The sequence below is a fragment of the Nocardioidaceae bacterium SCSIO 66511 genome (assembly GCA_023100825.1).
GTDB lineage: Bacteria > Actinomycetota > Actinomycetes > Propionibacteriales > Nocardioidaceae > Solicola.
The window spans coordinates 260,094-274,739 of the sequence record CP095846.1 but is presented as its reverse complement, the minus strand read 5'-3'; the positions used below and the strand labels follow the sequence as shown (position 1 = coordinate 274,739).

Genomic DNA, 14,646 nt, shown 5'->3' with positions numbered 1-14,646 from the left:
CGGTTCAACGTTGCTAGCGTGCGAACCGCCCGGAGGATAGTCCTCTGAGTGTCCTATTCGGGAGGCACAGATGTCATCGCACGCGGCAACATCAACGCAAGCCATTGAATGGAGTACCGGCATCGAGGACGCCTGGTCGTCCTTCGCCACCTTCATTCCGAAGCTTGTCGCATTCCTGATCGTCCTGCTCATTGGCTGGATCATCGCCAAGGTGGTCGCCGGTGTGCTGGGCAAAGTGCTTGACCGTCTCGGATTTGGCCGATTGCTCGACAAGGCGGGCCTCTCGAGGTTCTTCGCTCAGTCGTCGTTCACCCCGATCAGCCTCATCTGCAAGCTCGTGTACTACTTCATCCTGCTGATCGCGCTCCAGCTCGCGCTGACGGCGTTCGGCCAGTCCAACCCGGTCAGCAACATCATCAATGACATCGTCGCCTGGCTGCCGAAGGCCGTCGTCGCGATCGTGATCATCGTGATCGTCGCTGCGATCGCCAACGCCGTGAAGGACATCCTGCGCGGTGTTCTCGGCGGAGTCTCGTACGGCGACGTGCTCACCAACATCGTGGGCGTGTTCATCGTCGCCCTCGGCGTGATCGCGGCGCTGAACCAGGTCGGCATCGCCACGACGGTCACGACACCGGTGTTGATCACAGTGCTCGCGACGATCGGCGGCGTCGTTGTCGTCGGCGTCGGCGGTGGGCTCATCGCCCCGATGCGCCAGCGCTGGGAAGGCTGGCTGTCGAACATCGAGTCCGAGACCCGAAACGCGAAGGGGTCCAGCGGCGACGAAGGGTCGGGATACTCGGCCACGTAGGGTTCGGTCACCATGTGGATCGGTGCGGTCGAACTCGACCTGCTACTCGGCGATGTGCATTCGCTGAAGACCAAGCGTGGCCTGGTTCGCCCGCTCGTACGCGAGCTCCGGCAGCGGTTCGAGCTCAGCGTCGCCGAGGTCGGGCATCTCGATCTGCACCGGCGGTCGGCGGTCGGCGCATCGTGCGTCGCCGCCGACCGCTCCCACGTCATGGAGATCCTCGATCGGGTCGAGCGGTTCGCCGCCGCTCGGCCCGAGTTCGAGTTGCTCTCTGCCCGTCGTACGCTCACGACGATGGACGATGCTTAGAGATCCAGCAGAGTCACCCGTGCAGGGTCGGTCGATACGTGAGCTCCTGAGTACGCCCGTCGAGCGTGCGGCTCTCGATCAGCTCGAGATCGAAGTCCCCTGCACCTGCGAAGACCGGGTCCGATCCGGTGCGGCCCGAGATCACCGGGAAGATCGTCACCTGGACACGATCCACGAGCCCGGCCGCCAGCAGCGCCCGGTTCATGGACAGGCTGCCGTGCGAGCGCAGGGGTACCGGCGACTCCTCCTTCAGTCGCGCGACGACCTCCACCGCGTCAGCCTTCTCGACCGTCGCGTCCGGCCAGTCGAGCGGGCCTTCCACGGTGCGTGACACGACAGTCGTCGGCATCCGCCGCATCCGGTCGTTCACCGGGTCGACGTCCTGGATCTCGCCGTTGTCGGGGCCGAGTAGCGCCATGAACTGACGAAACGTGTTGGCACCGAGAACCATCCGTTGGTCGGCGTCGTAACACGCGGAGCGGCGGTCCAGAAACTCCGGCCCGTGCTTGCCCCAGTAGCCACCCCAGTCGCCGTTCTCGTCGTACGAGGCGAACCCGTCCAGGGTCGAGAGGACATCGAACGTGTACGTAGCAGTCATTGCGAATCCCTCACGTGGCGCTGTGCCAGACGATGATTCCAATTCAGAACTGTTTGCATTTCTATCATTTCTCGGTGGATCTGGGAACGGCTGATCCGACCGAGAAGGTGCTCGACGCGACCGCGATCGCGAGGCAGCCGACTACGACCACGATCACCGCTCGCCAGTCCATCGCAACCGCGACGTCGAAACCCAGGTCGTCGGAGAGTCCCGCTGCAATGCCGTAGACGGCAGGCCAGGCGACAACGACTCCGAGCAGTGACCCGATCAGCACGACCACGCTTGCCTCCACCCCGACGTATCGCCGTATCTGTCGCGTCGTTGCGCCAGCCATCCGGAGCACGCCGAAGTCATGGCGACGTTCGCCCGTCGCCATCAGCATCGTGTTGGCGATCGCGAGCGCGGTGAACCCCGTCGACAGCGCGAGTAGAACCACCACGAACAACCGCAGCAACCGTTCCTCATCGGCGTTGTCGACCGACTCATAGCTGTCGGTCGACAGGACCGATGCCGCCGTCGACGCAACCGCCGTACTCAGGTCGTGAAGGTCCGTCGGCTCGACGTACCCAACGTCGGCGACGGCCGCCGGATCGTGCGACCGCGCCTGAGCCCGGTTGACGACGATCGGCGCCGGCGCGTCCTCGATGACCGCGACCCGAACCGTTGAGCGGCGGCCGTCGGCCCAGGTCAACGGCACGCGATCGCCGTCGCGCCACTGGAGGTCTGCCGAAGCCGCAGCACTGACCGCGATCGCCCCCCGCTCGACCGCGATCCGCTCCGATCCCAGCGCTTCCTGCCACGTGCCACCGACGACGACACCGGTCGCCAGATCCGCAGCGACCCTCGCTCCAGAGCGCTCGGCGGCGCGTACTGCCGAGTCCGGGACACCGACGGTCGGGTCGTCCGGTACGACCACGTGATCGGTGGGCACGTCGTCGCGTACATCTGCTGAGAATGCACCGTCCATGGTGTTCGTCATGCCGGTGATAGTCACCGTGAACGCGACGGTCACGAACACCGGCGCCACGAGCGATGCAAGCCGGCGTACGCCAACCTTCGACTCGGCCCGGACGAGCTCGGCGGCAGTCGTACGGCCCGGGCAGAACAACCGCACGAGCGGCGGAAGGTGGACCGGAGCGAGCATCGTCAGGCCGGTGACGAAAGCCGCCACCGCCCCGACCGCAAAACCTGCGACTGCGCCGCCCTCGGCGCCCGGTGCCAGGACCGCGAGAGTGATGCCGCCCGTGACGGCCGCCGACCCGACGACCCACCGAGCGCCGGTCATCGCCCTGTGCTCGACGCTCGACTCTCGCAGGGCCTGCAGAGGCGAGGTGCGCGCAGCCCGACGCGATGCTGCCCAAACGCCCGCGAGGGCGACGGCGATGCCCGTGACAACGGAGACGAGCAAGGGCATCCCGATCGTTGTCGGCTCCCAATCGCGCGCCTGCATGCCAGAATCAACCATCCAACCGCCCAGAAGGGGCGCGCCGACGAGCCCGAGCAACGCGCCGACGCCCGAGGCAACGATGCCGACGACGAGCGCCTCGCCGAGCAGCATCCGACGTACGTGCCGGGGTGTCGCTCCGATCGCACGCAACAGCCCGATCTCTCGGCGACGGTGCGCGACGACGAAGGCGAAGGTCGTGGCCACGACGAACACGGAGACGAACGAGGACAGTACGCCCATTGCCGTGAGCAGTTGCGCACCGACGTTGCGGTTCGAGCGGTCGACGGCGTTCTCGAGCTCAGACCGATCGGGGCCGGTGAGCACAGACGCGTCCGCGCCGACCACCTCACGTACGGCCGCTTCCACGTCGCCGACATCGGCGTCGGCGTCGAGCACGACACCGATCGCACTCGCCCCCGTCGACCACTTCCTCGCCAGTCCATCGGCGACGTACACCGATGACCCCGTACTCGTTCCCGCAACCGTCATGTCCTGCTGACCGATCGGTGTCGACAACTCGACCCGCTCGCCCGGCTTGATCCCGTACGAGGCAGGAACCACCACCTGGGTTTCTTCGCCCGGCTCGGTTCCGTCTACGAGCGAGTCTTCACCCAAGCGGTGGCTCGACCAACCGTGGCCGAGAAGCTCATCGTCGGCGGCGTCGCTGCGCTGCTCGCCGTCATAGGAGACCTCGACGGGATATGCACGGTCGGCCGCAGCGGTGCGGACACCTTCCAGACCGGAGAGCTCCTGGGTGAGTCGAGCCGCCTCGGAGCTGGACCACGGCAACCGGCGGTCGGTGAGCGTCGCCGGATCGCCAATCGCCTCGGGTGCCACCAGCACATCGGCCGCTGCGTATCTCGGATCCGGCTGCGCGCGAGAAGACGCGATGACGATCGCGGCCGACGCGAGCAGCCCGATTCCCAAGGCGAGCGCGATGAAGCTGCCGAGGAGCGTACGCCAGCGGTAGCGGGCGGTGGACCAGGCGATCATCGGTCCTCCAACTGCGTCATGCGATTGGCGATCGTGCGCGCGTCGATGTCCGTACGCATGTCATCGACGATGCGACCGTCAGCGAGGAAGACGACCCGGTCGGCTGCGGCCGCGACATTCGGGTCGTGCGTCACCGTGATGACCGTCTGCTGCCTCGTGTCGACCAGCTCGCGCAGTCTGCGCAACACCTCTCGCGACGAACGGAGGTCGAGAGCACCGGTCGGTTCGTCGGCGAACAGCACGGCCGGCTCGGTGATGAGGGCTCTCGCCAATGCGACCCGCTGCTGCTGTCCTCCGGAGAGCTCGGCCGGGCGGTGTCCCGACCGGTCGCCGAGACCGACCGCTTCCAGCGCGGCGAGCACGTCGTCGCGTTCTGGCCGACGGCCGTCGAGGCGCGCCGGGAGAGCGACGTTCTGCTGCGCGGTGAGCGACGCGACCAGGTTGAACGCTTGGAACACGAAGCCGACCTGGCGTCTGCGGAACTCCGTACGCCGTCGTTCGTCCAACTGGCCGATCTCGGTACCGCCGATTCGCACGGAACCGGTGTCGGGGCGTTCGAGGCCGGCGGCGCAATGCATCAGGGTGGACTTGCCTGAGCCGGACGGCCCCATCACTGCCGTGAACGTACGCGCGGCGACGGTGAACGACACGTCGTCGAGCGCCACGACGGGCTGCGCCGCGCTGCCGTACGCCTTGGTGACGCCCGTGACAGCGACTGCGTGTGTGACGTTGGTGAGGGTTTCTGTCATGTGGTCAAGCGAACCGCGACGCGTTCCCCCTGCGCAGTCATGTAGGGACGAGTGATCGAGGTATACCGTGCACTACCGCGCCGAGGCCGGCGCGCTCTGTACCGTCGAGCCGTGATCGTCACGACCGCGCGCCAGGCGATGCTGTTGCCGCCGCGCAGATTCCTGTTGTCGGCATGGCCCTGGCGCTGCCTCGCATACCTGGCGAGCGGTGTGGTCCTCGGCGCGCTGACTGCAGCGGCGATCATCGCAATGGTGCTCGCCGGCGCGGCGCTTGCGATCGTGCTGATCGGATTCGGCTTCTTCGCGGCTTGCCTCCTGAGCGGGATCTTCGTCGCTCGCTGGGAACGCTCGCGACTGCGACTCGTTGACGAACGTCCGACGTTCGATCCGCACGGAACCCCCGACGCTCCCGGCCTGCGGGCCTGGATTCTGACCCGGTTGCGCGAACGCTCAACGTGGCGCGAGCTGGGGTACGCCGTCGTCAGTGCCGCCGCGCTCTGCTGGATCGACGCGGGCGTACTGGCGATCACCCTCGGCCTCGTCGCCAGCGTGTTCGTGCAGAGCACCATCTACTACGAAACCTGGTACTGGTACCTGTTCTCCTGCGGCATCGGAGTGGTGTTGACGCCACTCGCTTTCTACGTGATCGCCGGATGGGCGACCGCTCGCGCCGAGATCACTCGCGCCGTGGTGAGCCCCGACGACCTCGCGCTCGGGCGGCGGCTGTCGGAGGTGACGGCTTCGCGCGCGGCCTTGTCGGAGGCGTTCGACGTCGAACGTCGGCGCATCGAACGCGACCTGCACGACGGCGCGCAGCAACGCCTGGTCGCACTCAACGTCGCCCTCGGCATGGCACGGCTCGACGTGAGCGATGGATCGGATACCGCGATTCAGCTCGAGAAGGCGCAGCATCAGACCCGCCTCGCGCTGGAGGATGTACGCAACCTGATCCGCGGTATCCACCCACATGTGCTGACCGAGCGCGGGTTGCAGGAGGCTGTGCACGACATCGCCGGGCGTACGGGCGTACCGGTGAGAGTGGACATCGACCTGCCCGGTCGTACAAGCGCCGATGTCGAGACCGCCGCGTACTTCTGCGTCGCCGAGGCACTCACCAACGTCGACCGCCACGCGGAGGCCACGCAGGCGCACGTGTCCGGTCGGGTACGCGGCGGTGTACTGGCCCTCCAGATCACCGACGACGGCCACGGTGGAGCCGAGCCGCGTCCGCAGTCGGGACTGGCGGGTCTGCAGGCCCGGCTCGCGGTCGTCGGTGGCACGATTTCGGTGTCGAGTCCGGCGGGTGGGCCGACCACGATCGAGGTGGAGTTGCCGTGGGTCTACGCGTAGTGCTGTGCGAAGACTCCCTGCTGCTGCGCGAAGGAGTCGTCGGCGTACTGAATCGCTTCGGTCACGAGGTCGTCGCGGACCTCGGCGACGCCTGCGACCTCGAGGCTGCGGTGGCCGACGAGCAGCCCGACCTGGTCATCACCGATGTACGAATGCCTCCGACGTTCTCGGACGAGGGCCTCGTCGCCGCGATCGCACTTCGTCGCCGTTGGACCCGCCTCGCGGTGATGGTGCTCAGCCAGTACGTACAGCCGACGTACGCGACCGAACTGCTCGACATACCGTCCGAAGCCGGGGTCGGCTACCTGCTCAAGGAACGCATCGGTGACGTCACGGAGTTCGCATCGGCGGTTGCGAGCGTCGCCGCGGGCGGCACCGTGCTCGACCCTGACGTCGTACGACTGATGGTCTCGAACAAGCGTGACCCGTTGCGCCGGCTGAGCCCGCGCGAACGCGAGGTGCTCTCGCTGATGGCCGAAGGCCGCTCGAACGCAGAAATCGCGACGACCTTGGTGGTCAGCGATGCTGCCGTTGCCAAGCATGTCGGCGGCATCATGACGAAGCTCGACCTCCCGCCCGACGCCGCCGGACACCGGCGGGTACTCGCCGTGCTGGCTTATCTGCGCGAGTAACCTCCTGCTCAGGCCTCCACGAAGCCCGACTCGTATGCCGCGATGACCGCCTGTGTACGGTCGCGCGCGCCGACCTTCGCGAGCACGTTACCGACATGGGTTTTGACGGTCTCGACGGTGATGTAGAGCTCCTTCGCGATCTCGGCGTTCGACGCCCCGGTCGCCATCAGCCGCAGGATCTCGCCCTCGCGGTCGGTCAGCGCGGGCAGCTCACGCTTCTTGCGCTTATCGGCCTGGGCGGCGACGAGCTGGCGTACCGCGGCGGGGAAGAGCAGCGACTCACCCTTCGCGACCACCCGGATCGCCTCGATCAGGCCCTCGGGCGTGATGCGCTTGAGCACGAAGCCACGGGCGCCGACGCGCAAGGCGTCGTACACGTACTCGTCGTTCTCGTACGTCGTGACGACCAGGATCGCTGGCGGGTCGTCGAGCTTGTCGATGAGCATCCGAGTCGTGTCGATGCCGTTCATCGTCGGCATTCGTACGTCCATCATCACGACGTCGGGACGCAAGGAGCGTACGAGCGGCAACACTTCAGTGCCGTCGGACGCCTCCGCGACGACCTCGAGATCATCCTCGGAGTCGACGATCGCGCGGAGCCCGCTACGGATGAGGTACTCGTCGTCGACGAGCAACACTCGGATGGTCATGTGACTGCCTCCCAGTCGAGATGGATGTCTACCCGCCAATCGTCGCCGTCGGCGCCGATGTCGATCGTGCCGCCGAGTGCCTCGACGCGCTCACGCATGCCGCGCACACCACGCCCGCCACTCGGTCGAGAGTGAGCCTCGGCCGCGGGAAGCGGGTTGCGGATCACCAAGCTGAGCGAATGATCGCGCACGCGGACGCATAGGTCCACCGGGCGGCCGGCGGCGTGGCGGGTCGTGTTCGTCAGCGACTCCTGCACCATCAGGTACGCCTCTCGTGAGACGCCGATCGGGACACTGTCGAACGCCCCGTCGACATCCACCTCGATCGTCGCACCGGCTGCGCGGTTGCGGCGGACCAGCGTGTCGAGCTGCTGCAGCGTCGCGGACGCCTCCTCGGTCGTCTCCTCGCGGAGCAGACCGAGCACATGGTCGAGGTCGGCGAGCGCGGTACGCGCGGACTGCTCCACAGCGCCCAACGCCTCGTACGCGAAGTCCGGATTCTTGCTCCACATGCGGCGCGCGGCCGCTGCCTGCAAGGTCACCACGCTCAGCGAATGGCCGACCGAGTCGTGCAGGTCTCGGGCGAGCCGGTTGCGCTCGGCGAGGTCATCGGCGACCCGCTCCATCTGCGCGATCCGGGCGGCCTGCGACGGCCCGAGCAGCCGCGGCGCCAGGCGAGCGAGCACCTCGCCGAGTATCGCGATGAGATACCCGAAGCCAATGAGCATCCCCGCCGCATAGACCGGCATCAGGTACGTCGGACGAGCAACACCCATATCGCCGTCCCAGCCCGTGAGCGGGTAGACGATCCAGGAGATCGCGAGCGGGACCATCGTGATGGTGAGCGTGCCGATGATGCCACCCGCAAGCAGGTGGATCGTGAAGTACGTACCGGCCCGCCAACGATCCTCGCGCGGCGGGCGGTCGGGCACGGCGATGTCCCGGATGCCACCACCGAGCAGCTCGCGAGCGGTGAACATCTCCACCTTGCGTACGGCATCGATGGTGCCGGTCGCCGCAACGGCAGCGATCGTCGCGAGCACTACGAGGGCGAGCAATCCGACGAGTGGCCCCGTCGGCAGCTCGGTACTGAACCCGATCGGAGTGGCTGCGACGAACACGTACGGCAGCATCACTGCCCCACCAAGCACGAGATACACCCAATGGCGCCAGGCGCGCGGGCGTATGGGTGCCAGCAGGATCTGCCGGATCCGAGTGGTCGTCACGATCCAAGAGTCTGGCACGGCCCTCGCGCGGGTACGTCACCCGCGCGAGGGAGGCCGGTCGCCCGGAAGAGGTTCTGCGACGGAGAGGCGCTCAGGCGTCAGTTGAGCGGACGCGTGCCCGCCGGCAGTGAACCGCCGGCGACGACGTCGAACGCGAAGTCTTGCAACGCCGTCAGCGCGACCTGTTGGCTGAACGGTCCGTACGAGATGCGCGCGACTCCGAGGCGTTCGAGGTCGGCATGGGAGAGGGCGCCCGGTGCACCGATCACGCTCACCCGCTGCTCGCCGAGGCCGTCGACCAGCGACCCGACCGTCCGCTCGTCGAGCATGCCGGGTACGAACACGCACACCGCGCCGGCGTCGAGGAATGCCCGGCCGCGCTCGATCGCCTCCGCGAGCACCTCGGCGCGAGGACGGTCACCGCCCCGCAGGAACGCATCCGTACGCGCGTTGAGTACGAACGACACTCCCTCGCTCTCGCCTGCGGCGACGACCGCCTCGACCGCGGCGACCGCTTCGTCCAACGGACGCATCTGGTCTTCGAGGTTGGCGCCGACGATGCCGACACCGATCGCCTTTCGTACCGTCTCGCCAGGGGCGCCGTATCCGGCCTCGAGATCGGCCGTGACGGGCAGCTCGGTCGCGGCCGCGATGCGGCCGACGGCCTCGATCATCAGGTCGACCGGGATCTGTTCACCGTCGGGATAGCCGTACGACGCGGCGATCGAATGACTCGCCGTCGCGATCGCCTGGGTGCCGGCCGCGTCCGCGACGACCTTCGTACTGGCGACGTCCCAGACGTTGACCAGCTTGAGCAGCTCGGGTGCATTGTGAAGCTCGAGGAGCCGCGCAGCGCGGCCGGTGATCGTCATTGCCCGAGCGTACGCCGCTCGCGCTGGTTCAGCCGAAGCGAGGAAGCAGCCGGCTGATGCTCGCCGGATGGCGAGTGAGGTACTCGGGAAGGCCCATCGGTGCGTGGCCGGTGATGCGCTCGACGGTCTCGCTCACCTTCGACAGCTCACCGGCCGCGATCGCCTGGTACGACGACACCCAGCCGGTCACTTCGAACTCCTCGGCCGCGTACTGAGCACGCGACGCGTACGCCTCTTCGATCGTCTCATCGTGGTAGGTGATGTCACGTCCGCAGGCGCGACCGATGATCTGCGCGGCCTCGGCCAGCGAGATCGCGTCCGGACCGGTGACGTCGTAGGTGCGACCCGAGGTGTCGCCGTCGACCAGAATCGACGCCGCGACGTCGGCGACGTCATCGCGTGCGACGGCCGCTACCCGTCCGTCGCCGGCGGGCCCACGGATGACACCGTCGTCACCGACGAACGAAACCACCGCCCCGAGGTAAAGCGAATCGCGTAAGAACGTGAACTCGAGTCCAGAGTCGCGGATGTACTGCTCGGTATGCCAGTGGTCGCGACCGAAGGTGAACGTGCAGAACTCCGCCGCGCCCTGGAACGACAGGTAGACGATGCGTGAGACGCCCGCGCGCACAGCGGCGTCGACGGCGCTGCGGTGCTCGTCGACCCGGTTCGCCGCCTCGCGGCCGGAGACCAGGAAGACAGTGTCGGTGCCGTCGAATGCACGGACCATCGACTCCCGGTCGGCGAACTCCGCCGGCGCACTGACCTCGACGCCCGACAACGACGGTGCGCGGGTCGGGTCGCGGACGACCAGACGCTGCTGCGCGCCCGCCGCGGCGAGACGCGCGGCGACTCGCTTGCCCACCGCCCCCGTCGCGCCCGTGATAGCGAACATAGGTCCAGGTTAGGCGACGCGACCAGCGTTACCCGGTAGTTGCGACACACACGCGACGAGCGCCGTCGTGAGCGCGCCTCAATGCTCCTCGGACGGTGCGGGCTCGTCGGCCAGAATCCGTCGCAGAATCGCGTTGTATGCCCAGAACGACCCGACCACCGCGGCGGCGATGAGCGTCGACCACAACCACCACGGGTACTTCAAATCCCAGGTCAGCAGACAGATGGTGGCCCATACCGACGCCTGGACCGCCGAGACCAACACCGCGATGACGGTCACGACCTTGAGTACGATCGAAGGGAGGAGCCATTCGTCGGCGGCTTGTTCGTTCATCGGTCGGTCTCCTCGGGACGTTCGGTCGTTACTCCTCGAGTCTGGCAGGCTGATCCGGCCGCAACGAGGGTCGTACCTCTAGATCGGCAGTGGGTCTAGACCTACAGGGGGAATGCATCAGCCGGACGACAGACCAGTCCGGGATCGGGTGGTCGCGCGATGTCGGGATCCTTTCCGTCGTACTCGAGGCCGTCGAGTACGAGCCGGATCGCATTCAGCCGACCCGACCGCTTGTCGTTGCTGTTCACGACCCACCACGGCGCCTCTACGGTGTCGGTGAACCGGAACATCGTCTCCATCGCTTCGGTGTAGTCGTCCCAGCGTTCCTGGGCGAACCGATCGAGCGAGCTCAGCTTCCACCGCTTCAGGGGGTCGGTCCGGCGCGACTCGAGACGTCGCGCCTGCTCGTCGTAGTTGACCGCGAGCCACAGCTTGAACACCTTGATACCGGACTCCACCAGCGATCGCTCCAGCTCAGGCGCCTGCCGCAGGAACAGCGCGTGCTCCTCCTCAGTGCAGAAGCCCATCACGCGTTCGACTCCGGCACGGTTGTACCAAGACCGGTCGAACAGCGCGAGCTCACCGGCCGACGGCAGGTGTGCGACGTATCGCTGGAAGTACCACTCACTGCGCTCGGTGTCGTTCGGCTTGGCGAGCGCTACATGGCGTACGGATCGCGGATTCGTGTGCTCCTGGAAGCGCGCAATGGTGCCGCCCTTCCCGGCCGTATCGCGACCTTCGAAGATCACCAGCACCCGCTGGCCGTGCTCGTGAAGAGATGACTGCAGCTTCACCAGCTCGACCTGGAGCTCGTGCAGTTCGTGGCGATACTTCGAATGTTTGAGCTTCGGGGGATGCGCCAGATCGCCCGACCTCGCGCGCTGGTCGACGGTGTCCACACTCCGCATCATCGCATCGCTTCTCGGCGGGGGCATGCAAAGCGGCCAGCACTTCGAGAAGTGCTGGCCGCAGCGGCGGAGGTGGCGGGATTTGAACCCGCGAGAGGTTTCATCCTCAACCCGCTTAGCAGGCGGGCGCACTAGGCCACTATGCGACACCTCCATGCCACCGGAGCGCACGAACTCGCGTACAACAAGTGGCGTCGCCACAGACTACTAGGTCGCCGGCCGGCTACTCCAACGGGCGGTATCCATGTGCGCGGTTGAGGCGTTCGTTCACCTCGCGCTGCAGCTCCTCGGAGCGGGCGGCGACCAGCAGCAGCGGGATCGTGGACGAGCCGTCGCCGACCCTGATGATGAGCGCGTACCCGTGGATCGAGTCTCCGGTAGACGCGCGCGAAACCTCACGCCAGCGCGCCTGACGTACGCCCCCTTGCGGGACTCGGCCCAGCGCGTACCCATCGTCGTCGAGGCGTACGACCACGGGCGGGAGGAGAAGGAGGAGCACGCTGGCGAGGACCAGCAGCGCCGCGAGCACCCCGAGCACCCAGGCCGCAACCCGCCCGAAACCGTCATCGAAGATCCCGGCAAGCAACCAGGCCGCCATCACCAGGACCGCTGCCAGAACGAACCTGAGCCCGAACAGGCGCAGACCCGGGCGGGCGTCGAGGCGGTAGACGGTGGCGGGAACCGAGGGGCGCTCGGAGGGCTGATCAGACATGGCGTACGAAGACTAGCCCAGCCCTGCAGGTCGGCCGCCGTGTGGACCGGACGCTCCGTCGACCGGAGTTTGGTACGAATTGCACCACGCAGCACCGTCTCGGTGGTGCAATTCGTACCAAACTTCGGTGGGCGGGAAGCCGCCGTGGCAGAGGGGGCGGGATTCGAACCCGCGACTGATATCTCTACCAGTGACCGCTTTCAAGGCGGTTCCGTTCGGCCGCTCCGGCACCCCTCCTCGGCGCCGCGTACGACGCCGGCACCGATTGTCGCATCCGAGGAGTGCCGGGCTACCGCAAGGCCGCCGTACGTGGCGGTTCGGGCCGGATCTGTGCCTCGGCCTCGTTGCGGCGAGCGCGGCGTCCGGTGCCGCCGGTGAGCAGCTGGTCGATGCGGCGTACGACGAGGCCGAGCAGGATGCCGAGAACGACCGAGTACACCGACGACCAGGCGACGTAGTCGGTGACTGCATCGGGTGAGACGAGCGAGGTTGCGATGGTGCCGGTGCCGATGACGCCGAACGCGCACATCCACCAGCCCTGGCGCCGGGTCGAGCGTGTGCTGACACCCCAGACGAGGGCCGGGAACCCGACCAGCACCTCGCTCGGCCGGGGTACGCCCCCGAAGGTGTCACGCAACCAGGCGATCAGATCGTCGACCCCGTCGACGACGGTCGAGGAGCCGTACGTCCGCAAGATCGTGCCGTAGGTCAAGACGACGAGGATCAGGACTGCCCCGCCCAGGATCGTCACGAACCCACGGCGGCCGAGGCCGTGCAGGCCGGCCCCGAGGCCCCAGACGACGCTGATGGTGAGGATCAGCGCGAGGATGTGGACGCTGATGTTGTAGCGCTGGGTGATCACGTCGGCTTCGAAGCCCGCAACGGCCACCGCGCCGGTTCCCGCGACGACGGCAGCGATGAGTGCTTCCATCGCCGCTTGCCACCACGTACGTGCGGGACGGGTGAGCATCACCGCGAGTACGCCGGACGACACCGCGCCGGCAACGGCCATCCCGGCGGTGAGCCAAGAGGGGTCCCAGACCAGCCAGGTGACTGCTGCGATGAGCGTGAGACCGCCCCACAGGACCACGCGGCCACCGCAGCGATGCGCCAGCGCGACGATGTACAGCACCGTCAGTAACGCCGAGCCGACCGCTGCAACCCGGTCGGTCACGTCGATCCCGAGGTCGACCAAACCGGTCAGAGCGGCCGCCGTGCCCGCGACCAACAGCACGAGCCAGCACAACACCGAATACCACCGGCCGGATCGCGGGCGCTGATTGCCGACCGTTGGCAGGTTGTAGAGGCCCGTCATGCCGGTCTCGCTGTCGCGGGCCGGCTCGATCGGGCTGCGATGGCTCATCGAGGCCGCCCTATCCGGCGGTTGGCGAGCGACGGGTTCGTGGCGCGCGCCTCGGCCAGCCGGCCGGCCTCCACCTCGGCGTAGACGGTCGTCGTACGCTCACCGGCAGCAACGCTGACGACACCCAACGGGTCGACGACAGACGTACCGGCCGAGTAGCGGCGACCGTTCTGGCCGACGCCGATCACGTCGACGGTGTTCTCGATCGCGCGGGCGCGGAGAAGGGTGATCCAGTGGTCCTCCTTGAGCGGACCGGCAACCCAGGCTGCGGGTACGACCAACACATCGGCGCCGGCGTCGACGAGCTCGCGGGCATACTCCGGGAATCGCAGGTCGTAGCAGGTCATCAGCCCGATCGTGCGATCGGCGACCGGGATCGTTGTGGTCGTGACCTCCCCCGGCGAAAGCCGCTCCGACTCCAGGTAGCCGAACGAGTCGTACAGGTGGATCTTGCGGTACGCGGCACGCAGCGAACCGTCCGAGCCGAATGCGACCAGTGTGTTGTACGGCAGCCCGTCGCTCGACTCGAACATGCCCGCGACGATCGTCGTGGCGAGGCGTTCGGCGTGGCGCGCGAGCAGCGAACAGAACGGGCCGTCCAGCGGCTCGGCGACGGGGGCAAGGTCGTAATCGGGTGCGCCGAAGTCGTGCATGACCGCCTCAGGGAGCACGACCAGATCGACCGGGCAACGTACGCCGTCGAGAGCGTTCTCGACGGCCTCGCGGTTCTCGGCCGAATCGGTCGTCGCACTCATCTGGTGCAAGGCGATGCGCATCCATCCATCTTGGCAGGACTGC

16 protein-coding genes and 2 tRNA genes are annotated in these 14,646 nt (G+C 67.4%); 4 read left to right on the top strand and 14 right to left on the bottom strand.

The features are described from left to right. Positions 1 to 70 precede the first annotated feature (70 nt). On the top strand, positions 71 to 811 hold the full coding sequence (locus MU582_01280; protein UPK75300.1) for a hypothetical protein: 741 nt from the start codon (positions 71 to 73) through the stop codon (positions 809 to 811). A 12-nt stretch (positions 812 to 823) separates the two neighbouring features. After that, the gene (locus tag MU582_01275; GenBank protein ID UPK75299.1) at positions 824 to 1,120 is read left to right on the top strand and encodes a DUF503 domain-containing protein; all 297 of its coding nucleotides are present in this window, start codon (positions 824 to 826) and stop codon (positions 1,118 to 1,120) included. Positions 1,121 to 1,133: 13 nt separating this feature from the next. Here the strand turns inward: MU582_01275 and MU582_01270 are convergent, their stop codons facing one another. The 3 genes from MU582_01270 to MU582_01260 all read right to left on the bottom strand — a co-directional run bounded on the left by MU582_01270 (position 1,134) and on the right by MU582_01260 (position 4,907). Next, entirely contained in the window at positions 1,134 to 1,718 is a 585-nt protein-coding gene (locus tag MU582_01270) for a dihydrofolate reductase family protein (GenBank protein ID UPK75298.1), read from the bottom strand. A gap of 64 nt (positions 1,719 to 1,782) precedes the next feature. Continuing rightward, positions 1,783 to 4,158 (bottom strand): ABC transporter permease, encoded by a 2,376-nt coding sequence (locus MU582_01265; protein UPK75297.1) that lies wholly within the window; start codon positions 4,156 to 4,158, stop codon positions 1,783 to 1,785. Further along, a complete protein-coding gene (locus tag MU582_01260; GenBank protein UPK75296.1) occupies positions 4,155 to 4,907 on the bottom strand; it encodes an ABC transporter ATP-binding protein in 753 nt (250 codons plus the stop codon). The genes MU582_01265 and MU582_01260 overlap by 4 nt, the downstream gene beginning before the upstream one ends. A 111-nt stretch (positions 4,908 to 5,018) precedes the next feature. Here MU582_01260 and MU582_01255 point away from each other — a divergent pair, with 111 nt between their 5' ends. Continuing rightward, entirely contained in the window at positions 5,019 to 6,257 is a 1,239-nt protein-coding gene (locus MU582_01255; protein ID UPK75295.1) for a sensor domain-containing protein, read from the top strand. Continuing rightward, positions 6,242 to 6,889 (top strand): response regulator transcription factor, encoded by a 648-nt coding sequence (locus MU582_01250; GenBank protein UPK75294.1) that lies wholly within the window; start codon positions 6,242 to 6,244, stop codon positions 6,887 to 6,889. Before MU582_01255 ends, MU582_01250 begins: the two co-directional genes overlap by 16 nt. A gap of 8 nt (positions 6,890 to 6,897) precedes the next feature. Here MU582_01250 and MU582_01245 read toward each other — a convergent pair whose 3' ends face one another. The 11 genes from MU582_01245 to MU582_01195 form a co-directional block, all read right to left on the bottom strand. Next, a complete protein-coding gene (locus MU582_01245) occupies positions 6,898 to 7,539 on the bottom strand; it encodes a response regulator transcription factor (GenBank protein ID UPK75293.1) in 642 nt (213 codons plus the stop codon). Further along, the gene (locus tag MU582_01240; protein UPK75292.1) at positions 7,536 to 8,765 is read right to left on the bottom strand and encodes a histidine kinase; all 1,230 of its coding nucleotides are present in this window, start codon (positions 8,763 to 8,765) and stop codon (positions 7,536 to 7,538) included. Before MU582_01240 ends, MU582_01245 begins: the two co-directional genes overlap by 4 nt. Positions 8,766 to 8,863: 98 nt before the next feature. Next, a complete protein-coding gene (locus MU582_01235; protein ID UPK75291.1) occupies positions 8,864 to 9,637 on the bottom strand; it encodes an isocitrate lyase/phosphoenolpyruvate mutase family protein in 774 nt (257 codons plus the stop codon). Between the two features lie 28 nt (positions 9,638 to 9,665). Then, positions 9,666 to 10,532 (bottom strand): SDR family oxidoreductase, encoded by an 867-nt coding sequence (locus tag MU582_01230; GenBank protein UPK75290.1) that lies wholly within the window; start codon positions 10,530 to 10,532, stop codon positions 9,666 to 9,668. A 78-nt stretch (positions 10,533 to 10,610) separates the two neighbouring features. Beyond that, a complete protein-coding gene (locus tag MU582_01225) occupies positions 10,611 to 10,865 on the bottom strand; it encodes a hypothetical protein (GenBank protein UPK75289.1) in 255 nt (84 codons plus the stop codon). Between the two features lie 101 nt (positions 10,866 to 10,966). After that, complete coding sequence (ppk2, locus tag MU582_01220; protein UPK75288.1) at positions 10,967 to 11,764, bottom strand: polyphosphate kinase 2; 798 nt, start codon at positions 11,762 to 11,764, stop codon at positions 10,967 to 10,969. A gap of 76 nt (positions 11,765 to 11,840) precedes the next feature. Then, positions 11,841 to 11,927: transfer RNA gene (locus tag MU582_01215), tRNA-Ser, on the bottom strand. Positions 11,928 to 11,996: 69 nt separating this feature from the next. Then, complete coding sequence (locus tag MU582_01210) at positions 11,997 to 12,485, bottom strand: hypothetical protein (protein UPK75287.1); 489 nt, start codon at positions 12,483 to 12,485, stop codon at positions 11,997 to 11,999. Between the two features lie 145 nt (positions 12,486 to 12,630). Beyond that, a tRNA-Ser gene (locus MU582_01205) sits at positions 12,631 to 12,722 on the bottom strand. A 52-nt stretch (positions 12,723 to 12,774) separates the two neighbouring features. Continuing rightward, positions 12,775 to 13,848, bottom strand: a complete 1,074-nt coding sequence (locus MU582_01200) for a hypothetical protein (GenBank protein ID UPK75286.1) — start codon at positions 13,846 to 13,848, stop codon at positions 12,775 to 12,777. Further along, positions 13,845 to 14,624 carry a carbon-nitrogen hydrolase family protein gene (locus tag MU582_01195; GenBank protein UPK75285.1) on the bottom strand — a complete coding sequence of 260 codons (780 nt, stop codon included), beginning with the start codon at positions 14,622 to 14,624 and terminating at the stop codon, positions 13,845 to 13,847. The genes MU582_01200 and MU582_01195 overlap by 4 nt, the downstream gene beginning before the upstream one ends. Between the last annotated feature and the right edge of the window lie 22 nt (positions 14,625 to 14,646).

Coding starts and splice junctions, on each gene's coding strand:
- MU582_01280 (UPK75300.1), top strand. CDS start 71: ATGTCATCGCACGCGGCAACATCAACGCAAGCCATTGAATGGAGTACC.
- MU582_01275 (UPK75299.1), top strand. CDS start 824: ATGTGGATCGGTGCGGTCGAACTCGACCTGCTACTCGGCGATGTGCAT.
- MU582_01270 (UPK75298.1), bottom strand. CDS start 1,718: ATGACTGCTACGTACACGTTCGATGTCCTCTCGACCCTGGACGGGTTC.
- MU582_01265 (UPK75297.1), bottom strand. CDS start 4,158: ATGATCGCCTGGTCCACCGCCCGCTACCGCTGGCGTACGCTCCTCGGC.
- MU582_01260 (UPK75296.1), bottom strand. CDS start 4,907: ATGACAGAAACCCTCACCAACGTCACACACGCAGTCGCTGTCACGGGC.
- MU582_01245 (UPK75293.1), bottom strand. CDS start 7,539: ATGACCATCCGAGTGTTGCTCGTCGACGACGAGTACCTCATCCGTAGC.
- MU582_01235 (UPK75291.1), bottom strand. CDS start 9,637: ATGACGATCACCGGCCGCGCTGCGCGGCTCCTCGAGCTTCACAATGCA.
- MU582_01230 (UPK75290.1), bottom strand. CDS start 10,532: ATGTTCGCTATCACGGGCGCGACGGGGGCGGTGGGCAAGCGAGTCGCC.
- MU582_01225 (UPK75289.1), bottom strand. CDS start 10,865: ATGAACGAACAAGCCGCCGACGAATGGCTCCTCCCTTCGATCGTACTC.
- MU582_01210 (UPK75287.1), bottom strand. CDS start 12,485: ATGTCTGATCAGCCCTCCGAGCGCCCCTCGGTTCCCGCCACCGTCTAC.
- MU582_01200 (UPK75286.1), bottom strand. CDS start 13,848: ATGAGCCATCGCAGCCCGATCGAGCCGGCCCGCGACAGCGAGACCGGC.
- MU582_01195 (UPK75285.1), bottom strand. CDS start 14,624: ATGCGCATCGCCTTGCACCAGATGAGTGCGACGACCGATTCGGCCGAG.